18 protein-coding genes and 1 tRNA gene are annotated in these 24317 nt (G+C 47.0%); 5 read left to right on the top strand and 14 right to left on the bottom strand.

The annotated features are described in order from the left end of the window. Positions 1 to 40: 40 nt before the first annotated feature. The 8 genes from D3H65_RS16010 to D3H65_RS16040 all read right to left on the bottom strand — a co-directional run bounded on the left by D3H65_RS16010 (position 41) and on the right by D3H65_RS16040 (position 7362). The gene (locus D3H65_RS16010) at positions 41 to 3886 is read right to left on the bottom strand and encodes a TIM-barrel domain-containing protein (protein WP_119051279.1); all 3846 of its coding nucleotides are present in this window, start codon (positions 3884 to 3886) and stop codon (positions 41 to 43) included. A 103-nt stretch (positions 3887 to 3989) separates the two neighbouring features. Beyond that, positions 3990 to 4121: a hypothetical protein gene (locus tag D3H65_RS33420; RefSeq protein WP_262707684.1), complete on the bottom strand. Its 132-nt coding sequence runs from the start codon at positions 4119 to 4121 to the stop codon at positions 3990 to 3992. Between the two features lie 428 nt (positions 4122 to 4549). Then, positions 4550 to 4828 (bottom strand): GIY-YIG nuclease family protein, encoded by a 279-nt coding sequence (locus tag D3H65_RS33545; protein ID WP_119051280.1) that lies wholly within the window; start codon positions 4826 to 4828, stop codon positions 4550 to 4552. A gap of 108 nt (positions 4829 to 4936) precedes the next feature. After that, the gene (locus D3H65_RS33550; protein WP_119051281.1) at positions 4937 to 5221 is read right to left on the bottom strand and encodes a GIY-YIG nuclease family protein; all 285 of its coding nucleotides are present in this window, start codon (positions 5219 to 5221) and stop codon (positions 4937 to 4939) included. Between the two features lie 108 nt (positions 5222 to 5329). Next, on the bottom strand, positions 5330 to 5614 hold the full coding sequence (locus D3H65_RS33555) for a GIY-YIG nuclease family protein (RefSeq protein ID WP_119051282.1): 285 nt from the start codon (positions 5612 to 5614) through the stop codon (positions 5330 to 5332). A 115-nt stretch (positions 5615 to 5729) separates the two neighbouring features. After that, entirely contained in the window at positions 5730 to 6008 is a 279-nt protein-coding gene (locus D3H65_RS33560; protein WP_119051283.1) for a GIY-YIG nuclease family protein, read from the bottom strand. A 36-nt stretch (positions 6009 to 6044) separates the two neighbouring features. Then, positions 6045 to 6118 (bottom strand) — tRNA-Asp (locus tag D3H65_RS16035). 368 nt (positions 6119 to 6486) lie between these two features. Continuing rightward, positions 6487 to 7362 carry an MBL fold metallo-hydrolase gene (locus tag D3H65_RS16040; protein ID WP_119054536.1) on the bottom strand — a complete coding sequence of 292 codons (876 nt, stop codon included), beginning with the start codon at positions 7360 to 7362 and terminating at the stop codon, positions 6487 to 6489. Positions 7363 to 7629: 267 nt separating this feature from the next. On the opposite strand from D3H65_RS16040, the gene D3H65_RS16045 reads away from it, so the two are divergent. Then, positions 7630 to 9552, top strand: coding sequence for a M1 family metallopeptidase (locus tag D3H65_RS16045; protein ID WP_211345501.1), 1923 nt, complete (start codon positions 7630 to 7632; stop codon positions 9550 to 9552). Between the two features lie 277 nt (positions 9553 to 9829). On the opposite strand, the gene D3H65_RS16050 is transcribed toward D3H65_RS16045, so the two are convergent. Next, positions 9830 to 10657, bottom strand: a complete 828-nt coding sequence (locus D3H65_RS16050) for an alpha/beta hydrolase (RefSeq protein ID WP_119054537.1) — start codon at positions 10655 to 10657, stop codon at positions 9830 to 9832. Positions 10658 to 10841: 184 nt separating this feature from the next. On the opposite strand from D3H65_RS16050, the gene D3H65_RS16055 reads away from it, so the two are divergent. The 4 genes from D3H65_RS16055 to dapA all read left to right on the top strand — a co-directional run bounded on the left by D3H65_RS16055 (position 10842) and on the right by dapA (position 15022). Further along, positions 10842 to 11213, top strand: coding sequence for a BlaI/MecI/CopY family transcriptional regulator (locus D3H65_RS16055; RefSeq protein WP_119051285.1), 372 nt, complete (start codon positions 10842 to 10844; stop codon positions 11211 to 11213). Then, positions 11210 to 12694: a M56 family metallopeptidase gene (locus tag D3H65_RS16060; RefSeq protein WP_119051286.1), complete on the top strand. Its 1485-nt coding sequence runs from the start codon at positions 11210 to 11212 to the stop codon at positions 12692 to 12694. The genes D3H65_RS16055 and D3H65_RS16060 overlap by 4 nt, the downstream gene beginning before the upstream one ends. Positions 12695 to 12863: 169 nt before the next feature. Then, positions 12864 to 13835, top strand: coding sequence for an acetyl-CoA carboxylase carboxyltransferase subunit alpha (locus D3H65_RS16065; RefSeq protein ID WP_119051287.1), 972 nt, complete (start codon positions 12864 to 12866; stop codon positions 13833 to 13835). Positions 13836 to 14140: 305 nt separating this feature from the next. Beyond that, positions 14141 to 15022: a 4-hydroxy-tetrahydrodipicolinate synthase gene (gene dapA, locus D3H65_RS16070; RefSeq protein ID WP_119051288.1), complete on the top strand. Its 882-nt coding sequence runs from the start codon at positions 14141 to 14143 to the stop codon at positions 15020 to 15022. Between the two features lie 188 nt (positions 15023 to 15210). On the opposite strand, the gene D3H65_RS16075 is transcribed toward dapA, so the two are convergent. The 5 genes from D3H65_RS16075 to rpoC form a co-directional block, all read right to left on the bottom strand. Further along, a complete protein-coding gene (locus tag D3H65_RS16075; RefSeq protein WP_119051289.1) occupies positions 15211 to 16113 on the bottom strand; it encodes a ribonuclease Z in 903 nt (300 codons plus the stop codon). 273 nt (positions 16114 to 16386) lie between these two features. Next, complete coding sequence (locus tag D3H65_RS16080; RefSeq protein ID WP_119051290.1) at positions 16387 to 17382, bottom strand: bifunctional heptose 7-phosphate kinase/heptose 1-phosphate adenyltransferase; 996 nt, start codon at positions 17380 to 17382, stop codon at positions 16387 to 16389. 103 nt (positions 17383 to 17485) lie between these two features. Next, a complete protein-coding gene (locus tag D3H65_RS16085) occupies positions 17486 to 18922 on the bottom strand; it encodes an APC family permease (RefSeq protein WP_119051291.1) in 1437 nt (478 codons plus the stop codon). Between the two features lie 137 nt (positions 18923 to 19059). Then, a complete protein-coding gene (locus D3H65_RS16090) occupies positions 19060 to 19656 on the bottom strand; it encodes an OmpH family outer membrane protein (RefSeq protein ID WP_119051292.1) in 597 nt (198 codons plus the stop codon). 273 nt (positions 19657 to 19929) lie between these two features. Continuing rightward, positions 19930 to 24222, bottom strand: coding sequence for a DNA-directed RNA polymerase subunit beta' (rpoC, locus tag D3H65_RS16095; RefSeq protein WP_119051293.1), 4293 nt, complete (start codon positions 24220 to 24222; stop codon positions 19930 to 19932). Positions 24223 to 24317 lie beyond the last annotated feature (95 nt).

Genomic DNA, 24317 nt, shown 5'->3' on the forward strand with positions numbered 1-24317 from the left:
ACTCCAGGAACGGCCCGCTGTCTTTAATCCAATATTGACTTCAAAACTTTATTACATTCAATTCCCTGTCTACCAGCAGCCCATCCTGCACCTTCAGATCCAGCTCCACCTGTCGTTTCGCCTTCAGCCTGATAACAAACAGATCATTGCTGCCCTCCAACGGTGCCTCATTGCCCACATTCACAAACGTAGCATACAAGGCTTTCTTACCATTGCTGTGCAGCCGGTCATTCGTCATGTTCTGCATATGTCCCATATTACGTGGTACAACCCCCACCAATTCCAGGTCCTGCGCGTTATAAGGCAACGCAAAACTCAGCCCGTTCACCGAATGCAGCCCAATCCCTTTTACCGTTATTTCAACTACCTCATCTTTGTTATAAGTTGTTTTATCCGCCCTGATCTCCAGCCTGCCCGCCAAACTATCTTTTTCATCACTTGGGTCCCCCTCACCAAGCCGCGTGGCTACCGTAGAAATATCATAGGCATCTATCAGGTCATTTTTGTTCACGTCTCCTTTACTTACATACCCTTCAAAATCACCATCCCCCTTACGCAAACCTGTATAATTATAATAAGATGTCAGGTCATTATGATCGATCTTGTTATCATGGTTGATATCCCCGGGAATAAAACTGGCCGAACCAGCCACCTTGTACACATACAACTCCCTGCCCGAACCAAAGCCCCCCACCGCATCACTGACCGCAATCCTGATATACCGCACCATCGGATGATGGTTGAATACAAACTCCTTCACACTCCCATTCCTGCCCCATTCAAATGGTTGCCCTGCCGACCAGTTCACTTTATCTTCACTGTAAGCGATCGTTCCTTTCAATAAGATACCATTGCCCCTGTCGCGCGGCAGGTACTGCAGCTTCTCCAGTTCGTTCACCGATTGCAGGTCCATCGTAAGCGTAAAAGGTACCGCCTTCGTACCCCACGCCGTATGCCACATATTGCTCTCATCAAAATCAAACAGGTTCGAAATTTCCGTTCCTTCCTCAGCATCCACCGAGCATGTTGCCTTTATATTTTTGATTGCAAATTCCAGCGGATTCACTTTTGTTTTGCCCGTAAAAGATACCCAGGCCGAAGCCCCTGTCTTGTTTACCGAACGCAGCTTAAATGTATACGTCGTTTCAGGCACCAGGTCTTCAAACAGGAAACTGGTATCCCTGATCGTACTATAGAGTTGGCCATTAAAAGCGATTTCATAATAATTGGCTTTCCCGTCCCTGCGCCAGCTGGGCCGTAAGCTATAAGCCTGCGAGTTGGAATCCGGTACCTGCGCCTGAGCCGGCCCTGCCAAAGCACCCGTTGATGTACGCAAATGATCCTTGGGTGAAAAACCGAATCCCGTTACAGTCAGCACAACACCATTTACCGTAATATCTGTTGCCCCTGCTTTTACCAGCAATTGCGGGTTCTTGGTAATTACTACCTTTTCAAAGCCGCTCCCCTTCGTGGCAAACTCGTTCAGGTTGGGCGCCGCGTTGTAGAAATACACATTCGTACCATGCAGAAAATCCGCATAGGAGTTCACCTTTGTTAAGCCCATCTTCTTCCCCCCTGTCGCCACTTGCACACCAGTAGGCGCCTGCGTTACGTTGATACGAAACTCCGTCACCTTATTTTTCTCAAATCCATCGAAGCTGCCTTTTGTCGGATGCACAGTAACCATCACTACATTGCCCGCTGCCGAAGATTCAATGAGTGTAGTAGTCCCCTTCCCGTTTTTATAAGCCTCCGTCAATCCATCGTCATCATATTCCGTAAAAGAACTCTTCCCTGCCGGGTACACTTCATATATCCGCAGTCCCTTATCCATCTTCGATACCTGGTTATGAGCCCGCGTCATAGGAATGATAGCACCCCGCTTCACAAACACCGGCAATTTCCAGATCGGCGCATCAAAATCATTGATGATCCGGTCCCCTTCATACAGATCACCCGAAAAATAATCCACCCACTGCCCCTTGGGCAAATAAATGCCATGACGCACATCATTACCAGCCCCATCCGCCTTCGTTTCTTTATAGATCGGCGCTACCAGGAACCAGGGGCCATATAAATATTCGTATTGAGTAGATTTCCCCAGCGTATAACTATTCGGATATGCCAAAAACAGTGCACGCATGATGGGCAGCCCCGTCACCGCTTCATGCGCAATGCTATAGCTATAGGGAACCAGCGCAGATTTTAATTTCAGGTACGTACGGTTAATAGACGTAGCCGGTTCGCCCAATGCCTGCGGGTATTTTTCATTGGCGCCCCAGCCGTCCATGTTCAGTTGCATCGGCGTAAAGGCCTTCCACTGAAAATCACGCATATTCACCGTAGCGTTCTTACCGCCAAATATGCCATCCATATCAGAAGTGATATTCGGTTGTCCCGACAAACCCGTTCCCAGGTAAGTAGGAATATGAAAACGTATATACTCCCACACACCCCCTGTTTGATCTCCCGTCCATATCGTAGCATACCGTTGTGTGCCTGCCCACCCGTCCAGCGAAATAATAAAGGGCCGCGCACCATTCCCATACTGCGGCATAATATGCGCTGCATCCGCCACACCATTCAGGCCAAACGAATAACCCCGGCCTACCCAGGCCACATCCGTTTTCAATACCCGCACACCTGCTACACCTACCTCCTTCACAATATCTCGTTGCAACAAGGCACTGATCCCTTCTTTCGGATGCAGGTCCGATTGCGTCCATAACCCGATCTGCACACCCTGCTGCCGCGCATAATCCCCAAATGATTGCAGGTTAAGCATATTGCTGTCCAATGTACCAGTCTGTCCATAGCCCGCGCCATAACCGTCATTGGGCAGTATCCAGCCAAAGGGCATGTCATGCGCTTTATAACGGTCGATCACCGCCCTGGCCGAGAACTGGTAATTGTTCTTTTCTCCGTTCAGCGATTCCTTGATACCCCCGTTGTCTTTCTGACTTTCTTTATAACGCTTGCCATCTTCAAACAAGATACCCGTGCTGTCAGCCTTCCAGTAATCCCGGTTATACGCATTCAGCTGCCCTTCATACAACCCAAACTTAGGTATCAATACCGGGTTGCCTGTCAGTTGGTAAAAGTCATTGAGCAACGACACCGGTCCCCCATCCACCATAAAAAACACATCTACATAGTCCGTCTCATGCGAAAGATTAACAACCCCCTTTTCTTTCGCTCCAAAATCATACTTCCCCTTTTTAAACGTGTACCACATAAACCCATATCCATTCGTCGACCAGTAAAAAGGAGTGGGAGAAGCTACCCCGCCATCCGTCCAGCTGTTCTGGTTTTCGATCGCAATACTTTTCCCTTTATGCGAAAACCGGCCATTCTGCACACCACCTCCATAAAAATATTCCTGCCCGTTTTCTTTCAACCGCAGCGTTACCTGCTTCCTGCCAAGTTGAACAGCGTCTATTATTTCAACTACTTTTTTACCCTCCTTGTTCAGGATGCTTAGCCCAAACGAAGCCTTCTTCAACTCAACAGTGATCTTGCCACTGTTGATCATCGTTTTGTTTCCGTTATTATTGATGCTTAAGGCGGAGACCGGCTTGCGTGGGTTGTCCACCAGCATGTTTGCCGGCGGGCTGGCCTGTGGTTCACGGAACCCCTTCCCCACACTATCATATAGTAGCCGGAAGATATGATCTCCATAGAAATCCAGCAACAGGTGTTGCCCGTTGGAGTAGAGGATGTCCACCGTGGTGGAATTGAGCTTTTGGGCACTGATCATCCTGGCAGTATCCTGCTGCGAATCGCCCGTCACCTTTTTGGGTGCTTGACCTGTAGCAGCATAGTCAATAGATACCAGTAACAGTACCAGTAGTACCGGGAGTAGAGAGGTCCGGAAAATATATATCATGATCCATCGCCAGTTGTTTAAAATGGCATGGACGTAAAGTTAAATACTAAATCATGCCCCGCTGGCAATATGCGCCATCGATTGCATCAATACACAAGCGGTACTATTTAGCCGAATTGGGTAATGTAACTCCCGGTATAAAATCCTGTTGCCCTTGCCCCGCCTTGCGGCCAACTACCGAACTGGCAAATACAGTTAAAATAAGGGCAGTCGTCAATATCAGCAGCTTAGTCATAAAAACAGTTTAAGATGAATAATTATATAAGTACTCCTAAACCTAGAGGCACCCGCAACAGCCAGCCAAATTAGCCATTCGCCTGACCTGTTCGCCAGCCAATCGCTCAAAACCCTTGTTGCAGGAAATAAAGCCAATAACCAGGGCAAATGGTATTGGGTAACAAAACAATACTGTTTATCGAAAATTTGAGTCGTTAGTCTTTTTTGCAGCACCTAAAAGAATGATCCGTTAAAATCCATCAACCAATCTTACTGTCAATTAAATGTCTGCCTCAGGCTGAAGCATGCTGGGTGTAATGAGGAATGACTTAAAACAAAAAAGCCTCACATTACTGTGAGGCTTCTTGCGGACCGGACGGGACTCGAACCCGTCCCCACACTGCTGTGGGGATGACAGGGCGGCATGCTGACCAACTGATCTACCGATCAGTTTCCCCCGGTGAATTGAGCCACAATATTTTTGGAATGTGTAAGCAACGCATAAATCCTTTCCCTGGTCGCCTTCTTCAGATTTTTTTCCCGGATCAATGCCTCAGTTTTGGAGGCCATTTGTTCAACGTAAACCAGTTTCCAGGGAATCAAAAACCGTGTGCTTAAAGTTTCTCCGGCATTATGTTGTAAGAGGCGTTTAAACGGGTCTTCTGAAAAGCCTTTGTAGAAGCTTTCATCAACCGTACTTTGAATGATATAAACATAGAAGGACATAAATGCAAAAGGCTCCGAATTTCTTCAGAGCCTTTGCGGACCGGACGGGACTCGAACCCGTCCCCACACTGCTGTGGGGATGACAGGGCGGCACAACAATCAACTGAACTACAGATCCCCTTCCCGGATAAATTGAATTACTATATTCTTGGAATGTGTAAGCAACGCATAAATCCTTTCCCTGGTCGCCTTCTTCAGATTTTTTTCCCGGATCAATGCCTCAGTTTTGGAGGCCATTTGTTCAACGTAAACCAGTTTCCAGGGAATCAAAAACCGTGTGCTTAAAGTTTCTCCGGCATTATGTTGTAAGAGGCGTTTAAACGGGTCTTCTGAAAAGCCTTTGTAGAAGCTTTCATCAACCGTACTCTGAATGATATAAACGTAGAAGGCCATAAATGCAAAAGGCTCCGAATTTCTTCAGAGCCTTTGCGGACCGGACGGGACTCGAACCCGTCCCCACACTGCTGTGGGGATGACAGGGCGGCACAACAATCAACTGAACTACAGATCCCCTTCCCGGATAAATTGAATTACTATATTCTTGGGATGTGTAAGCAAGGCATGAATCCTTTCCCTGGTGGCTTTCTTGAGATTTTTTTCCCGGATCAATGCCTCAGTTTTGGAGGCCATTTGTTCAACGTAAACCAGTTTCCAGGGAATCAAAAACCGTGTGCTTAAAGTCTCTCCGGCATTGTGCTGTAACAGCCGTTTAAGAGGGTCTTCAGAAAACCCCTTGTAGAAGCTTTCATCAACCTTACTTTGAATGATATAAACATAGAAGGACATAAATGCAAAAGGCTCCGAATTTCTTCAGAGCCTTTGCGGACCGGACGGGACTCGAACCCGTCCCCACACTGCTGTGGGGATGACAGGGCGGCATGCTGACCAACTGATCTATCGATCAGTTTCCCCCGGTGAATTGAGCCACAATATTTTTGGAATGTGTAAGCAACGCATAAATCCTTTCCCTGGTCGCCTTCTTCAGATTTTTTTCCCGGATCAATGCCTCAGTTTTGGAAGCCATTGCTTCAACATAAACCAATTTCCAGGGTGCTAAGTATCGTGTACTGGAAGTCTCTCCGGCATTGTGCTGTAACAGCCGTTTAAGAGGGTCTTCAGAAAACCCTTTGTAGAAGCTTTCGTCAACCTTACTTTGAATGATATAAACGTAGAAGGCCATAAATGCAAAAAGCTCCGAATTTCTTCAGAGCCTTTGCGGACCGGACGGGACTCGAACCCGCGACCTCCGCCGTGACAGGGCGGCATTCTAACCAACTGAACTACCGATCCAATATGTTGAGCGATCAATCGCTTAAGAACTTTGTTTGCGGACCGGCGAGACTTGAACCCGTCCCCACACTGCTGTGGGGATGACAGGGCGGCATTCTAACCAACTGAACTACCGATCCAATATGTTGAGCGAATCATCGCTTAAGAGCTTCTCTTCTTACCGTATACGGGATTCGAACCCGTATCACCACTTTTAACCTCCAACCTCTTAATAACCAGTCCCTTCTACCGACCGTTCTATCGTTTTTGGGATGGCAAAGATAGCAGTTTTTTAATTTCAACCAACAAAAAAACCAGATTTCCTGAACTTTATTTTCTTTTTTTCTCACGACGACCGGAAAGCCGATTTCCCTCCCCTTCCCCACGCACTAAAACAACGACAATTGCTGGTCATTAGGCCGCCGCTTGGGCTTCGAAAGAACGAATGCCGGTGCTACCGGCTCTACAGGTCTTTTTATCTCCCCCAGCATTTCCCCCGAAGATTGAATATGATAGACCGCCGTTTCCTCAAACCGCGAGGCTACCACAATAGATGTATTGCTCGTATGCTGGTCAAACAGGTCCTTCACCAGCTGCGGGTTATTATTATCCTTCGACAAGTGCGCCAGCAACAGGTGACTCATAAAGGAAGGCCGGTACAGCTTAAACAATTCCAGCGCCTGCGCATTCGACAAATGCCCATGCCCGCCCTTGATCCGGTTTTTCAAAGATGCCGGATACCGGCCATTCATCAGCATCTCCTCATCATAATTCGTTTCCAGGAAAGCCGCATGACAATGCTGAAAATGATTGATCACATGCGCACATGCCTTACCTATATCAGTAAATACCCCCACCCGCACCGTAGACGATGCTACAATGAAGCTATGAGGATCAGAAGCATCATGAAACTTGGGAAAAGCCGTTACAGATATACCGCCGATGCGCACCGCTTCATAAGCGGCAAAAGGAATGACCAGCTCCCGCGCCAGGTCCATCCGGCCATGCCGTAGCGTTCCTTCCGTAATATAAACCGGCAACCGGTACTTTTTGGCCAGCACAGGAATACCTGATATATGGTCCGAATGCTCGTGCGATACGAAGATCGCCTTTACCTTGTCCATCGACAATCCCAGCCGTTTCATCCGCTTTTCCGTCTCCCGGCACGAGATCCCCGCATCCACAAAGATCCCCTCCTCATCGTTACCGATGTAGTAGCAATTCCCATTGCTCCCCGAATTCAATGAGGTAATGTATAATGACATATCCGGCTGCAAATTATAACTATTCATTGACATCAGCATTTCGGCCTCCACCTGCCTCCTTCCTCCTTGCTGCTGTATTTGTATTCCTCCGTTGCCTTGTTGCCTCAATGCCTCCTCCCCCCTTAACCCCCGCTTAACCTCCATTCCTCCTTATCTCCTTCCCCGCTTAGCTCCATTTTCCTATATTTAGTTTTTCTTTCATTAAAATCAACCGTTTTCATCATGATTTTTTCATCCAAAAGGCTCCTCAGTAGCTGTCTGATAGTTATGGGACTTCAGGCTGCTGCGCAAACCACATCCGTGTACGACCAGCACGAAGCATTCGCCCCATTCTTCTATCCCGCCTATGGCGATGAAGTAAGGGCCGCCGATGGCACCCCCGGACCTAAATACTGGCAAAACAAAGCCGATTATAAGATCGAGGCAGCACTGGACGATGCCAAACACCACGTGGCAGGCAGCGTTCAGATCACTTATACCAACAACAGCCCTCAGTCATTACCCTTCCTGTGGCTGCAGCTCGACCAGAATATTTACAGCCTCGAATCAAGAGGCGTGGCAGCTACTGCTGTCGGTGGTGGCCGCTGGGCCAACCGCAACGCTTTCGATGGTGGCTACGGTATTCAATCTGTCTCCCTCATCGAGAATGGAAAAGCAGTACCCGTAAAATATGAAGTAGTAGATACCCGCATGCAGATCAAACTGCCCAAAGCAGTGAAAGGCAGTGGCGGAAGCACCCAGCTAAAGATCACCTACGAATTTACTGTGCCAGAATATGGAACAGACCGTATGGGCCGCCTCAATACCAAAAATGGTTGGATCTATGAAATAGCACAATGGTTCCCCCGCATGTGCGTATATGATAACGTACAAGGTTGGAACACCCTTCCCTACCTGGGCCAGGGCGAGTTCTACCTCGAGTATGGCGATATCACCTACAACATCACCGTCCCTTCCAATCACATTGTAGTAGGTTCCGGCGAATTGCTCAACCCCACAGAAGTACTCACAGCAGAACAACTCAAACGTTGGAATGCCGCTAAAAATAGCGACAAGACCGTTTTACTCCGTTCTGCTGATGAAGTGACCAACCCCGCCACCCGCCCGTCCGCTACCAAAACACTCACCTGGAAATTCAAGTGTATCAATACACGCGATGTAGCCTGGGCCAGCTCTACCTCCTTCGTATGGGACGCTGCCCGTATGAACCTGCCCGGTGGTAAAAAATCACTCGCTATGTCTGCTTATCCCGCAGAAGTAGCACAGGATACAGCCTGGAGCCGCTCTACCGAATATGTAAAAGGAGCCATCGAATTTTACTCCGATTACCTCTACCCCTACTCCTATCCCATGGCTGTCAACGTAGCCGGTATCGTAGGTGGTATGGAATATCCCGGTATCGTATTTTGCGGTGCTCGTGCAAAGAAAGGCGGCTTATGGGGCGTTACCTCCCACGAATTTGGGCACAACTGGTTCCCCATGATCGTAGGCAGCAACGAAAGAAAATTCCCCTGGATGGATGAAGGCTTCAATACATTCATCAATACCCTCGCCGAAAAGAAATTCAACAATGGTGAGTATGCAGGCAACCGCGCCATGAATGCCCGTAACTTTATCGGTGCCTTCTTTGGAGCTAACTCCGAGAGCATTTCTACTGTACCTGATGTTACCAATCCTGCCAACCTCGGTACCATCGCTTACCGCAAACCCGGCTTTGGATTGCAATTACTCCGCGAGAACGTATTGGGCCAGGATCGCTTTGATAGCGCCTTCCGCTATTATGTACACAAATGGGCCTTCAAACACCCCACACCATACGATTTCTTCCATTGCATAGAGAACTATGCCGGAGAAACACTCGACTGGTTCTGGAGAGGTTGGTTCCTCGAAAACTGGAAGATAGACCAGGCCGTACAGGATGTAGCCTATATCCAGGATGATGCCACCAAAGGAAGCATCATCACCATTGCCAACCTCGAAAAACTGCCCATGCCCGTGGTAGTGGAAGTAACAGAAGAAAATGGAAAGAAGGATCGTGTAAAACTGCCCGTTGAAGTATGGCAGCATGGAAGCGTTTGGAAGTTTGCCTACAAGTCTACTTCAAAACTCCAGAAAGTGACCCTCGATCCCGACAACACCTTACCCGATGTAAATAGTAAGAACAATACCTGGCCCTTGCAAGGTTTCTAAGCAACCAAAAAGCTTCCGGCAATGAGCCGCAAGTTCTAGGCTACAAGGTATTTACCGATAATAGATAAAAGAGTTGGGTCTCCCTACAAAGGAGACCCAACTCTTTTTATAACTAACCGCTTACCCTTACTCATCGATTTAAGGCTATGGCCGCCTGTAGTTAATCAAGCTGTATAACCTGGGGAGGAGCAGGCTCGCCAGGCCGCCCGGAGGGATCGGGCCTGGCTTGATTTTTCTTTGGTTACTTTCTTTGCATCAAGGCAAAGAAAGTGACAAATTACCTCTTAAAGTACCTACTCATAAACAACAACTGATACCCCACCGAGTTATCCCAGTACTCCCAGTTATGCGCCCCCGGCCGCGAAATAAAATCATGCGGAATATTTCGCTCCAGCAATTTCTCATGCAGGTTCACATTCACCACATAAAAGAAATCACTTGTTCCACAATCGATGATCAATGCCAATGATTCCTTCGTCAGTAAGTGCGTAAGATTGATCACACTGTTCTGCTCCCATTGCTCAGGATGATCTTTATAACTACCAATACGTTTGGCAATATCCCAGTTCAAGGGAAAAGGCCGCAAGTCTACGCCGCCGCTCATGCTGCCCGCCGCGCCAAATACATCCTGGTGGCGAAAGGCCAGGTACAACGCCCCATGCCCTCCCATACTAAGACCCGTAATAGCCCTGCCTGTTCTGTTTTTGATCGTACTATAATGATCGTCAACCCAGCTCACCAGTTCCTTCGATACATATGTTTCATATTTCCACGAGCTGTCGATCGGGCTATCAAAATACCAGCTGCTGAAATTACCATCCGGACACACGATGATCATATTATACAGATCTGCAGCAGCAGACACCCCCTTTACTTTCTTCACCCAGCCAGCGTAATTATCACTGTACCCATGCAGCAGGTATACCACCGGGTAACTTTTACTTTTATCATAGGAAGCAGGCTTTACCACCACCGCCTTAATATCTTTCTTCATCGACCCACTGAAAGTGGTCACCGTATCAACCGTGGCGCCAAAAGCACCGGCTACCAGTAGGATCAGCAAACCAACAGAAACTCCTTTTTTAAATAGGCTGTTTATTATCATAGGTGCAATACATTTTAAGTAACTGTAAATATAAAAATCCTGGGCTAATAAACACATTCAATATCATTGGATTAACCCGTTTTTAAAATAAACAGTACCACGATTCCAGGCCCTCTGCTAAAAAAGATTTGCTCACTTCACCAATTACTCTACATTTGTAGAGCAACATCTAAACATGTAGAGCATGCAACTGACCAAAGCAGAAGAACAGTTAATGGAATACCTCTGGCAATTGGAAAAGGCCTTTCTGAAAGACCTGATCGAGGCCTTCCCCGATCCCAAACCTGCCACCACCACCGTCGTCACCCTGCTCAAAAGAATGCAGGATAAAGGTTTTGTAGACCACAAACTTTTCGGCAATTCCCGTCAGTACTACCCCTTGGTCAAAAAAGCCGATTATTTTTCAAAACATGTCAATGGCATGATCAAAAATTTCTTTAATGACTCCGCCCTGCAGTTTGCTTCTTTCTTCACCAAATCAACCAAACTCTCGGCAAAGGAACTGGAAGAATTAAGAAAGATCATTGACCAGGAAATTGAAAAAAAGAAGAAATGATAACCTACATCATTAAATCCGCCGTCTGCTCCATGTTGCTCCTGCTGGTGTATCGACTACTCCTGCAGCGTGAAAAAATGTATGCATTCAACAGGTTCTATCTTTTATTCAGCATCCTCTTTTCCCTGCTGGTTCCCCTCCTGTCCTTCCAGATCACACAACAGGCCCCGGCAATAATCGAAGACCTCTACCTCCCTGTCATCATCCCATTGGAACCCGAAGCCCAGGCACAACCACAGGCGATCACCGGATCACCGGCCCCTCCCCCAAATGCCATCTCCCTTTCATTCCTGGCCATAATAATATATGCACTGATCACCCTCTTCTTATTGATCCGTTTTATCCGTAACCTCGTCCGCATCCGCAGCGCAATGGCAGGCAACCCTATCCTCCCTTACCAACAGGCACAGCTCATCCTCGTCAACAACGATATGCCCGTCCATTCCTTTCTGCACTATGTTTTTATGAGCCAGGCAGATTACAACGATCCCCCTACCCGCAATGCCTTACTCACCCACGAATTATCACACGTACGACAAAAACATTCCTGGGATATCCTGTTCATCGAACTACTGCAGGTCTTTTGCTGGCTCAACCCTTCCCTCATCTTTTATAAAAAAGCCATTCAGCTCAATCATGAGCTTCAGGCCGATGATACCGTCATCAAAACACATGGCGATATCCGCAGCTACCAGCACCTGCTGCTCGATAAAATACAGCAACGCCAAATCATCCCCCTGACCAGCTCTTTCAATTATTTCATCACCAAAAAAAGATTGACCATGATGACCCGATCCTCCAACCCCACCCGCATCACCTGCCTTCAACTGGCCTTACTGCCCCTGTTCCTGGTAGCCGTTTTTCTGTTCAGCGGAAGAACCTACGCGCAGACCAAAAACGCACCCGAAAAGAAGCCCCAGCCTACCACCTCGCCTGAAAAGAAGCGACAAGAGGCAGATACAACTGTCCCCCGAATAGTATCTTTCGCTTTGCCCCTCGGCCCAGGCGCTTCACCCGAACAATTGGATGAATTCAAAAGTATCCTCGGCAAGTCTGCCGACACCAGTGGAAAATCCATCATTTATAAATTTTCTGCAGAACAAAGAAAGCAGCTGAAGACCTTGTACAGTGCCATGAACGCAGAACAAAGAAAGCAATACCCCATGCTCATGTTCATTAAACCACGCCCTAAAAAATCACCCACCGCCGCTGACCTGCAAAGATGGAGCGACCCCAAAATGTACGGTGTGTGGATAGGTAGTAAACGCGTTGATAATGCAGAATTGGCCAATTACAAGCCCGAAGATTTTGTATTATATGACGAAAGCAGGCTCGCCAATAATGCTGTCAATTATGGTAAACACTATGTTCAGGTGAGTCTGTACACCTCACCACAGTACGACGCCATGTATAAAGATGGAGAAGAATCCCTCGTTATTCTTAAACCTTACACTGGCAAACCCCGTCCCAAAGCCAAATAAGCCTATTAATAATCAATAGCTTACAATTTATTATCTATAATTTCGCTTTATCGGCCTGCCCAAATTATTCCGGGGCAGGCTTTTTACTGGCCATAAGGAAGCATTACGCAGAAACTTTCGTTAAAAAAGCCCTCAACCCTTAATTTTACAGCTTTATATTTTCTAAAATATGCCGCAAGATAAAAACCGCCAATTTCTCGAATTTGAAAAACCCATCAAGGAGCTGTTTGACGACATTGAAGGACTGAAACAAAAAGCTGAAAAAAGTAAGATTGACCTGAGCGACCCCATAAAAAAGCTGGAAGAGCGCGTAATTGAAACCCGCAAGGCCATTACCCAAAACCTTACCCCCTGGCAGAAAGTACAATTAAGCCGCCACCCCGACCGCCCCTACACCCTTAAGTATATAGATAAACTCTTTACTGATTTTGTAGAGCTTTTTGGCGACCGCAATGTACGCGATGACAAAGCCATGGTAGGTGGTTTTGCTTCCCTGGATGGCAAAACCGTCATGGTCATCGGACAGCAAAAGGGGATCAATACAAAAGCCCGCCAGTTGCGCAACTTTGGTATGGCCAATCCCGAAGGCTACCGCAAAGCCCTCCGTCTCATGAAACTGGCCGAGAAATTCAACAAGCCCGTCATTACCTTAATAGATACACCCGGTGCCTATCCCGGCCTCGAAGCAGAAGAAAGAGGACAAGGTGAAGCCATTGCCCGCAATATCTACGAAATGATGCGCCTCAAAGTACCTGTTATTTGTGTGGTCATAGGTGAAGGTGCTTCTGGTGGTGCCATGGGTATTGGTGTGGGCGACAGAGTATTCATGTTGGAAAATACCTGGTACACCGTCATCTCCCCCGAATCCTGTAGCTCCATCTTGTGGCGCAGCTGGGATCAGAAGGAAAAAGCCGCCGAGCAGCTAAAGCTTACACCCGACTATATGCACCAGTTTGGCCTCATCGATGAGATCATCCCCGAACCAGTGGGAGGAGCACATTGGGACTATACAGAGGCTGCCAACCTGTTAAAGCCCTACCTCATCAATACCATCAATGAACTAAGCCGGCTATCACCCGAAGAGCGCGTACAGAAGCGTATTGAGAAGTTTGGTAAAATGGGCTTCTACGACGAATTGTGATCCGTGGCACAGCCTTACGCTGAGCCTTTTTGCTTTGCAAACGCCTTTTCAAACAGCAATTTATCAGCCCTCCGGCAGTTTCCTTCAGAAAAAATTTGGGCGGAATACTTTTGCTGATTATTTTTGATACTCATCATGCAATTAATAAAGAAACATACAAAGCAAGTCAAGAAACACTCCATGTACGGGGAAGGTTGAAGACAATTTGTATGTCTTAAATAGATTAAAGCCTTCCTGTCACGGGAAGGCTTTTGTTTTATAGTATATTTTTCATTTGATCATTAAATTAAAAACCAACAATAGCAATGTCGCTCAGGCAAACATTACAAGGCACAGGCGTAGCCCTCGTCACCCCTTTCAAAGCTAACTATGAGGTCGATTATGAAGCATTAGGCAAAGTGATCGACTTTGTTATTAAGGGCGGAGTTGAATATGTAGTCACGCTGGGAACCACCGGCGAAACACCTACCCTCAGCAAGAAGGAAAAGATAGCCATCGTACAATACACCTACGATAAGGTAGCCAATCGCGTGCCCGTAGTGGTAGGTATAGGTGGCAACGATACACAGGAACTCATCAAAGACCTGGGCGAGTTTCCCCTCGACAAAGCAACAGCCGTACTGAGCGCCAGCCCCTATTACAACAAGCCATCACAGGAAGGTATCTTCCAGCATTATAAATTACTGGCAGCCGCCTCTCCAAAACCAATCTTGCTATACAATGTACCCGGCAGAACAGGTAGGAATATGACCGCTGCCACTACCCTGCGCCTGGCCAATGAAGTAGCCAACATAGCAGGTATCAAGGAAGCCAGCGGCGACATGGCCCAGTGCAGCCTCCTGCTGCGCGATCGCCCGGAAAACTTCCTGGTAGTAAGTGGAGATGATGCCCTGACCTTTCCACAGGTAGCCACAGGCATGGATGGCGTCATCAGCGTGGCAGCCAATGCCTTTCCAAGAGTGTTTACCGATATGGTCCGTTTTACCCTCAAACAAGACCTTACCACAGCCAAAAAGCTCAATGATCAACTCATAGAAGCCTACGACCTGATGTTTGCAGAAAACAATCCGGCCGGTATCAAAGCATTCTTAACAGAATTGGAATTAATTGAAAACAATTTGCGCCTGCCCATGACTCCCTTGAGCAGTGCATTGCATGAACAGGTAAAAGACTACCTGAGAAATTAAATAATTGATGGGTTAGCTAAGGCGTGAAGCACATCCTCAAATGGCTTTGCGCCTTTCTTTTTCTTCCGGACTATACCGTAAGTCAGTAAGTCTGCAAGTCGGTAAGTAGTACAGTAGTTGCGTTGCCGTTTTTCTTCCGGACTTCCCGTCTTCCATCTTTCCATCTTTCCGTCTTTCGGACTTTCGGACTATACCTTATACGTCACCCCCTCAAGCGCAAGATCCGTATTCGGAAATACTTCACAGGCTTCATCCCGGAATACATCCAGTTTATCATATTTAGAGCTGAAGTGGCCGATCAATAAACGGCCTACATTGGCCTTTTTGGCAATACAGGCAGCCTGTGTAGTAGTGGAGTGGAATCGGCTGGCTGCCCGGTCATTCAGGTCTTTCAGGTAAGTAGTTTCGTGGTACAACATGTCCACTCCCTGCACCTTTTCTATTAATTCTTCATCGTAAAGCGTATCCGCACTATAAGCGTAAGATTGAGGTTTCGGCGCCGCGTCTGTTACCAGTTCATTCTTTATCAGCTCACCAGTCTTCGTTTCATAATCCTCTCCTTGTTTAAGCCGGTCATAAAAAGAAGAGGGCACACCATGCTGAATAGCTTTTTCCGGATTTACACGCCGGGGAGCTTTTACCTGGTCAAAGCGAAAACCCCAACAGGGAATGCGGTGCTTGGTAGCAAAACTCGTTACCTTAAACCGGTCCGTCTTCACCAACACTCCCTCTCCCTCCAAAGGGTGGAAATGCAGCGCATAGGGCAACACCGTAGCGGCAGCCTTCAATTGCAGGTTCAGTATTTCTTGTAAGGGTGCCGGAGCAAACAAATGCAGGTCATTTTCCCGGTGCAGCAGCCCCATGCTGTTGATGAATCCGGGCAAACCAAAATAATGGTCTCCATGCAGGTGCGAAATGAAGATATGGTTGATACGGCCCCAGCGAATGCGGTATTTGGATAACTGTACCTGCGTCCCTTCCCCGCAATCTACCAGGAATAAATGGTCGTCCAGCGTCACCAGTTGTGAAGTTGGATGCCGGTCGTAGGCCGGTAGCGCTGAATTATTTCCCAGTATAGTAACTGCGAGCATTCCGTAAATAAAGGTTTAGACTGCGAGTAAGACGGCCGCACAGGTCATTTTGCTGCTTATGGTCGCTAAATTAACTGATTACCATATAATAACGCAAATCAATAACGATCAATTGCACGCAAAATGCCAGGTAAGTAACCTTTTCCGGATAAATGGGCGCTGGCCGGGAAGTTGCCACCCTTAAACCGGCAGGGTTGGGCCCGGCCTTAAAAATAAGAAACTATCTGTAAGGTCTTTTCTCGTTGCCTTAATGCCTTGTTGCCACGTTGCCTTTTATCCCAGGAGCAACTTACATTCCTCCAGCAGCTTCTCCTTATTGATAGCTACTGTGCCTACCTCTTCGCACACCAGGCCGCCGGCAATATTGGCTACCTCTGCCATCAGGTCAATGCTTTTGGTAGCCGTGTAGATCAGCGAGGCTACGGCAATAACCGTATCCCCTGCCCCCGATACATCCGCAATATTGCGTAAATGCGAGGGAATGATCCGGGAAGTTTCGTGATTATGATAAAATACACCCTTTTCCGATAGCGTAATGAAGGAAATATGATGTTGGAGTTTCTCCTGCAATTGCTGGTGGATCTCCGTTAAGGAAGCCATGTTTACATCGTCCAGCAACAGGTTCAGGCCATCCTTTACCTCTTTCATATTGGGCTTGAAGATATCCACCCCAGCATACGCAAAGAAGTTCTTGCGTTTGGGATCCACCGTAGTGATCACCCCGTGTTGCTTACAAAGAGCGATCACTGCTTTGATCACCCTTTCTGTCAACACTCCTTTATTGTAGTCCTCCAGCACGATCGCCTGGGGCTTTTCGGTAACAATGTATTGCTCTACTTGCTGCAGCAAAGCCTGCTCTACCTCAGCCGTTAGATCTTTCGTAGTTTCTGAATCAAGCCGCATCATTTGCTGGTTCCGGCTAATGATACGCACTTTGTTGGTGGTGATACGGGCAGGAGATTGTATCAGGTAATCAGTATTGATATTGAATTCCTTAAACAATCCTTTCAACAACTGGCCATCCTCATCCTTTCCCGTTACCGACAAAGCCGTCACCTGCGCGCCCAGCGATACCAGGTTCAATGCCACATTCCCCGCCCCGCCAATGCGAAACTCCCTTTTATCCAGCGCTACTACCGGCACCGGCGCTTCAGGAGAAATACGGTCCACATGCCCCCACCAATACGTATCCAGCATCACGTCTCCAATAACCCCTACCTTAATACCATTGAACTGAGCAAATAACTTATCAAAATCAATGACACCCATACTGCAACTTTCTTTTTAAAAATAGCGCTCTGCTGAGCTGTTGCAAGGTATCGAATTATTGATAAAATCGGTAACCCTTACCCCTCCCGGTGGATTCCCGGGACTAAGCCCCCTTCTTTTTGCTGGATACAGCAATATAGTACAACGGTATCCCCACCAGCACAATACCCAGCCCCGCACCTGCGTAAACCGGCTTCATGATGATAAGGAATACACAGAAAGTAAGTGCCAGCAGAATGTAAATAGCCGGCAGCACCGGATAGCCAAATGCCTTATAAGGACGCTCAATATCTGGTCTTTTTTTCCGCAATACCGCAATACCGATAATCGTGAGCGCATAGAACAATACCACTACAAAAGAGATCATGTCCAGCAGGTCCCCATAGCTGCCGCTCAGACACAATATAGAAGCTACAATACATTGCAGCCATAAAGCAAATTCAGGAACCGCATTTTTATTGAGCGTTCCGGTTTTCTTAAAGAACAACCCGTCATTGGCCATCGTATAATATACGCGGGCCCCTGCCAGGATAAGACCATTATTACAGCCAAAAGTGGAGATCATGATCATTACTGCAATAACGATCGATCCGTTGCTGCCAAACAGCGCATTGGAAGCAGCCACCGCCACCCGGTTGCCCTCAGGATAAGCAATATCTTTTAAAGGAAGTACATACAGGTACATCAGGTTAGCAGTAACATAGATGATCGTCACGATCAGCGTTCCCAGGAACAGACTTAAACCGATATTCTTCTTGGGGTTTTTGATCTCACCGGCAATGAAGGTCACATTGTTCCAGGAATCACTACTGAAGATTGAACCTACCATAGCTGCAGCGATCGCCCCGATCAACGCGGTCCCCCCGATAGAGAACCAGGGCCCTTCTTTTATAAAATTGCCTGCCTCATCTCTTGGTAGCTGCATCGCCTTCAATCCTGTTTGCCAGTTCTCATCCCAGAAGCTGTGCTTGGCCAGTAGGAAGCCCAATATGATCAGGCCAAATAAGGAAAGTAGCTTTACAGTAGTAAAAGTGGTTTGAATGATCTTCCCTCCTTTGATACCCTTTGTATTCGTATAAGTTAAAAATATGATCAGCGCTATCCCCAGCAACTGCGCAGCTGATATTTTTAAGCTCCCAAGTGTAAGGATAATATTACTTTCCCCCAGTTCTGGCACCAGGTAGGCCGTAAAACGGCTGAACGCCACTGCCACGGCAGCAATCGTAGCTGTTTGAATAACCGCAAAGAAACTCCAGCCATACAGGAACCCCGCCAGCGGATTGAATGCTTCTTTAAGGTATACATATTGGCCACCCGCTTTGGGAAACATGCCACTCAACTCCCCATAGGTCACTGCAGCAGTAATAGTCATAAAACCGGTAATAAGCCATACCAGGATCAGCCAGCCCGCACTACCCGTATAACGCATAATGTCAGAACTAACGATAAAGATACCGGAGCCGATCATCGAGCCCGCCACCACCATGGTAGCGTCTACTAAACTCAGTGAGGGTTTAAAAGCAGGTTGTGTTTCAGCCATAGCAGTCAAATAAGGGTCAAGTGTTTAAAATATTGTAATCCTGAAGATAAGGAAATCAGACATATACAAGCTACAAAAAAACGCAGCTATTGCGTAGCTGCGTTTACCTATTTTAACGAAGTGTAATCAGTTAGTCCCTACTTCTTCTTCTTGCTCTTGTACTTCTCATTCAGACCCTGAACCAGCTCGCCCGTTACATCATACAAGGAGTCTTTATAATACATAATAAACCCGGGCTCATAAGAGAAGATATAGGCATACCCCTTTTGTTTATTAAACTCAGAAAGGTAGTCCTCAATTTGTTTACGCATCAGTTTCGTCATGTCCATCTGCTGGTTCTGCAGATTGTCCTGCAGTTGTGCTTCTCTCTTACGATAGTCCTGCTCCATCTTGGCTACTTCCTTCTGCGCAGCTTCGCCCTCAGCTTGTGACATAGTAGGACCTTTTTCCTGTAATTGCTGGATCCTGCGCTGGAATTTGGCTTTAATATCCTGCAATTCTGCATTCGCAGCACTCTCTTTACCCTTCATCTCTTCCAATGCGTCTTTATAAAAGGTATAACTCGATTGCAGAGAGTCGATGTCAAAATAAGCGATCTTGAAATCGTGGTGCCCGTCTTTATCAGCAGCCACTGGTACATTTTTAGATGCTCCTTTAGAGGAAAAATGAAGATAGAAAAGCACACCGGTAAGCGCCAGTGCAATGATGCTTAAAATAGTAGAGATATTTCTCATTCACGCCTTTTTTGCAAGATAAAGTCTTGCGTTAAAAGAAAATTGTTAAAACTTTTAACACTCCTGTATTAGTTCAATAGGTCAACAAGATATACATAAATTTCTTTTGCACCATAGCATAATTTGCAACTATGTATGCATGGTATGCACATTTTTCTACCACTCCTGTATCCCGTATGCAAATAAAAAAGCAGGAAGTCTTCACTTCCTGCTTTAGTCTATTTCTTATCGACCTGATCAGCGAAATCAGATCAATCCAATGATCCGCGATTATTATTCATCATCATCAAAGCTCATAGCCTCACGCGTAGTTTGCAGCAATTCATACTCTTCCTTGCTACCTACAACCATGTTCTCAAAGTCACGCAAGCCGGTACCAGCCGGGATCGGATGACCTGTGATAACATTCTCTTTCAGACCGAGCATGTCATCGCTCTTACCCTGGATGGCTGCAGAAGACAACACCTTTGTTGTTTCCTGGAACGAAGCTGCTGAGATCCAGCTTTGTGTACCCAGAGAGGCTTTCGTAATACCCAACAGAACCGGGTGAGAAGTGGCCGGATTCGCATCACGGAAGTCCACCGGTTTCTTATCAGAACGACGCAGCAATGAATTTTCTTCACGGATCTCACGGAGGCTGGCGATCTGACCAGCACGCAGCTTGGAGCTTTCGCCCGGATCAGTTACCACTTTCTTATCGAAGATCCAGTCATTCTCTTCATTGAAGTCAAAGCGATCTTCCAGATCTTCCTCCAGGAAGCGCGTATCGCCCGGATCAACAATCTCAACCTTCTTCATCATCTGGCGTACGATCACCTCAATGTGCTTATCATTGATCTTCACACCTTGTAGACGATAAACTTCCTGGATCTCATTCACCACGTACTCCTGTACAGCGAACGGACCTTTAATTGAAAGGATATCACCAGGAGCAACCTGTCCGTCAGACAGAGAAGCACCAGCCTTGATAAAGTCACCATCCTGTACCAGGATCTGACGTGTCAAAGGCACCAGGTATTTCTTCACTACACCATCTTTCGCTTCTACCACGATCTCGCGGTTACCACGTTTGATAGCGCCAAACGATACCACACCATCAATTTCACATACAATAGCAGGGTTGCCCGGGTTACGTGCTTCAAACAGTTCAGTTACACGTGGCAGACCTCCCGTGATATCCCGCTGCATACGCAACGTACGGGGGATCTTCACCAGTACCTGTCCTGCGCGAACATCTTCCGCCTGATCTACTATGATGTGTGAACCTACCGGCAGGTTATACAATTTCACTTCCTTACCTTCTACGATCAACGTCGGGATCTTGTTCTTATCCTTCGTTTCAATAACCACCTTTTCACGGTGACCAGTTTGCTCATCAGCCTCTTCACGGTAAGTAATACCTTCAATTACATTCTCAAACTTGATCTGACCCGCAATTTCAGCCATTACAACGTTGTTGAACGGATCCCATGTACAGATGATGTCACCTTTCTTCACATTCTGACCATCTTTCACAAACAGTGTAGCACCATAAGGTACGTTGTTCGTGATCAACAGACGGTCATTCTTCACATCCATGATACGCAACTCACCTGTACGGCCAATTACGATCTGAACTTTATCTCCTTCATTATTTTCAGTAGTTACCGTACGCAAACCATCGAATTGTACAGTACCATCAAACTTGGCAACCAATGATGATTCTACAGAAGCAGAACCAGCCACACCACCCACGTGGAAGGTACGAAGTGTCAACTGCGTACCAGGCTCACCGATCGACTGCGCAGCAATGATACCTACTGCATCACCCTTCTGTGTAATATTACCCGTAGCAAGGTTCTTACCATAACATTTCACACACACACCACGCTTGCTTTCGCAGGTCAGTACCGAACGGATCTCAACGGCTTCAATATTGGCCTCTTCAATTTCCTTACCAATATCTTCAGTGATCACTTCGCCGGCGCTCACGATCAGCTTATCGGCTTCAGGACTGTATACATTGTGCAGTGAAGTACGGCCAATGATACGGTCATACAGCGGCTCAACGATCTCTTCATTATCTTTCAGTGCACTGATGGCAATACCACGCAGTGTACCACAATCTTCTTCAGTAATAACTACATCCTGCGCCACATCCACCAGACGACGGGTAAGGTAACCGGCATCCGCAGTTTTAAGGGCCGTATCCGCAAGACCTTTACGCGCACCGTGCGTAGAGATAAAGTAATCCAATACGTTCAGACCACCCTTGAAGTTGGAAAGGATCGGGTTTTCGATGATCTCACTTCCGGTAGAACCAGACTTCCTTGGCTTCGCCATCAGACCTCTGATACCACAAAGCTGTTTGATCTGCTGTTTGGAACCACGGGCACCGGAGTCAAGCATCATGTACACAGAGTTGAACCCTTGTTTATGGCTGCTCATCTCACGGATAAGTGTTTCAGTAATACGGGTATCCACGCGAGACCAGATGTCAACGATCTGGTTATAACGCTCGTTATTCGTGATAAGACCCATATTATAGTTATCCCAAACTTCGTCTACTTCACCTTTCGCATTCTCAAGCACTTCTTCTTTGATAGAAGGAATGATCAGGTCATTGATGTTGAATGACAGACCACCCTGGAAGGCTGTACGGAAACCAAGCAACTTGATATCATCAAGGAACTTAGCTGTTTTAGGAACGTTGGTGATCTTGATGATATCACCAATGATCTCCCGTAAGCTCTTCTTCGTCAGCAGTGCATTGATATAACCTACTTCCTTAGGTACAAATTGGTTGAACAGGATGCGACCTACGGTAGTTTCGATGAGTTTCTTAACCAGTCTGCCGTCGTTTTCACGAACCATTACCTTCACCTTGATAAAGGCATGCAGGTCAACACGGGCTTCATTATAAGCGATGATCACCTCTTCAGCACTGTAAAATGCTTTTCCTTCTCCGCGAACGATCTCATCACCCATCGTCCTCTTTCCTTTGGAAATATAGTACAGACCGAGTACCATGTCCTGTGAAGGCAGGGTCATCGGAGCACCATTCTGCGGGTTGAGGATGTTGTGTGAAGACAGCATCAGTAACTGCGCTTCCAATACAGCAGCATTGCTGAGAGGAACGTGTACCGCCATCTGGTCACCGTCAAAGTCGGCGTTGAACGCAGCACACACCAGCGGGTGCAACTGGATCGCCTTACCTTCGATCAGTTTCGGTTGGAAAGCCTGGATAGACAACCGGTGCAGCGTAGGGGCCCGGTTAAGCATCACAGGGTGACCTTTCAATATATTTTCCAGGATATCCCAGACCACAGCTTCCTTACGGTCTACCAGTTTACGGGCAGATTTAACTGTTTTTACGATACCCCTTTCAATCAACTTACGGATGATAAACGGCTTGAACAGCTCAGCAGCCATATCCTTGGGCAAACCGCACTCATGCAGTTTCAGCTCAGGACCTACCACGATTACCGAACGACCGGAGTAGTCAACACGTTTACCCAACAGGTTTTGACGGAAACGACCTTGTTTACCTTTCAACACGTCACTCAGTGACTTCAGTGCACGTCCACCTTCTGCTTTTACGGCATTGGATTTACGGCTATTGTCAAACAGGGAGTCAACCGCTTCCTGCAACATACGTTTTTCGTTACGCAGGATCACCTCAGGTGCCTTGATCTCCAACAACCTTTTCAAACGGTTATTACGGATGATCACCCGGCGATAAAGGTCATTCAGGTCAGAAGACGCAAAACGACCACCATCCAGGGGAACCAACGGACGTAATTCAGGAGGAATGACAGGAATGTACTGCATTACCATCCACTCAGGGCGGTTGGTGATGCGGCTGTTGGCCTCACGGAATGCTTCTACCACACTCAAACGCTTCAGCGCATCCGCCTTACGTTGTTGTGAAGTTTCGGTAGCAGCAGCATTACGCAGGGAGAAGGATAAGCTATCCAGCTCAATACGTTGCAGCATATCATGTACCGCTTCAGCACCCATTTTGGCAATGAACTTCTGGGGATCTTCATCAGGCAGGTATTGATTCTCCTTAGGAAGATTTTCCAGAATCTCTAAATATTCTTCTTCAGTAAGCAGATCACCCATCTTTAATCCGCGGTCTTCACGGATACCAGCCTGGATCACTACAAACCTTTCATAATAAACAATGGTTTCCAGCTTCTTCGAACTTACACCCAACAGATAACCGATCTTGTTAGGTAAGCTCTTGAAATACCAGATATGAACTACAGGCACCACCAGCTTGATGTGGCCCATACGCTCACGACGAACTTTCTTTTCAGTAACTTCTACACCGCAACGGTCACACACAATACCCTTATAACGGATACGTTTGTATTTTCCGCAGGCACACTCATAATCCTTTACAGGTCCGAAAATACGCTCGCAGAACAAACCGTCACGCTCTGGTTTGTACGTACGATAGTTAATTGTCTCAGGCTTCAATACCTCACCATAGCTACGCTCCAAAATAGAATCCGGTGAAGCCAAACCGATCGTGATCTTCGAAAAGGTGGCCCTGGGACGATTATCTTTCTTAATAGCCATATTTAATTTTCTTTTTAGCTACGAGCTTCGAGCGATGAGCAACGAGCCCTATGCTAAGTTTTTGTTTTTTGTTCCTGTCAAAAGAGCTCGCAGCT

It is taken from the genome of Paraflavitalea soli (assembly GCF_003555545.1).
In the GTDB taxonomy this organism is placed as follows: Bacteria; Bacteroidota; Bacteroidia; order Chitinophagales; family Chitinophagaceae; genus Paraflavitalea; species Paraflavitalea soli.

Excerpts from the sequence above, each read along its gene's own strand:
- D3H65_RS33550 (WP_119051281.1), bottom strand. The coding sequence starts at position 5,221 with ATGGCCTTCTACGTTTATATCATTCAGAGTACGGTTGATGAAAGCTTC.
- dapA (WP_119051288.1), top strand. The coding sequence starts at position 14,141 with ATGTCGCTCAGGCAAACATTACAAGGCACAGGCGTAGCCCTCGTCACC.
- D3H65_RS16075 (WP_119051289.1), bottom strand. The coding sequence starts at position 16,113 with ATGCTCGCAGTTACTATACTGGGAAATAATTCAGCGCTACCGGCCTAC.
- D3H65_RS33545 (WP_119051280.1), bottom strand. The coding sequence starts at position 4,828 with ATGTCCTTCTATGTTTATATCATTCAAAGTACGGTTGATGAAAGCTTC.
- D3H65_RS16085 (WP_119051291.1), bottom strand. The coding sequence starts at position 18,922 with ATGGCTGAAACACAACCTGCTTTTAAACCCTCACTGAGTTTAGTAGAC.
- D3H65_RS33560 (WP_119051283.1), bottom strand. The coding sequence starts at position 6,008 with ATGGCCTTCTACGTTTATATCATTCAAAGTAAGGTTGACGAAAGCTTC.
- D3H65_RS16055 (WP_119051285.1), top strand. The coding sequence starts at position 10,842 with ATGCAACTGACCAAAGCAGAAGAACAGTTAATGGAATACCTCTGGCAA.
- D3H65_RS16040 (WP_119054536.1), bottom strand. The coding sequence starts at position 7,362 with ATGTCATTATACATTACCTCATTGAATTCGGGGAGCAATGGGAATTGC.
- rpoC (WP_119051293.1), bottom strand. The coding sequence starts at position 24,222 with ATGGCTATTAAGAAAGATAATCGTCCCAGGGCCACCTTTTCGAAGATC.
- D3H65_RS16060 (WP_119051286.1), top strand. The coding sequence starts at position 11,210 with ATGATAACCTACATCATTAAATCCGCCGTCTGCTCCATGTTGCTCCTG.
- D3H65_RS33555 (WP_119051282.1), bottom strand. The coding sequence starts at position 5,614 with ATGTCCTTCTATGTTTATATCATTCAAAGTAAGGTTGATGAAAGCTTC.
- D3H65_RS16080 (WP_119051290.1), bottom strand. The coding sequence starts at position 17,382 with ATGGGTGTCATTGATTTTGATAAGTTATTTGCTCAGTTCAATGGTATT.
- D3H65_RS16010 (WP_119051279.1), bottom strand. The coding sequence starts at position 3,886 with ATGATATATATTTTCCGGACCTCTCTACTCCCGGTACTACTGGTACTG.
- D3H65_RS16045 (WP_211345501.1), top strand. The coding sequence starts at position 7,630 with ATGGGACTTCAGGCTGCTGCGCAAACCACATCCGTGTACGACCAGCAC.
- D3H65_RS16050 (WP_119054537.1), bottom strand. The coding sequence starts at position 10,657 with ATGATAATAAACAGCCTATTTAAAAAAGGAGTTTCTGTTGGTTTGCTG.
- D3H65_RS16065 (WP_119051287.1), top strand. The coding sequence starts at position 12,864 with ATGCCGCAAGATAAAAACCGCCAATTTCTCGAATTTGAAAAACCCATC.
- D3H65_RS16090 (WP_119051292.1), bottom strand. The coding sequence starts at position 19,656 with ATGAGAAATATCTCTACTATTTTAAGCATCATTGCACTGGCGCTTACC.
- D3H65_RS33420 (WP_262707684.1), bottom strand. The coding sequence starts at position 4,121 with ATGACTAAGCTGCTGATATTGACGACTGCCCTTATTTTAACTGTATTT.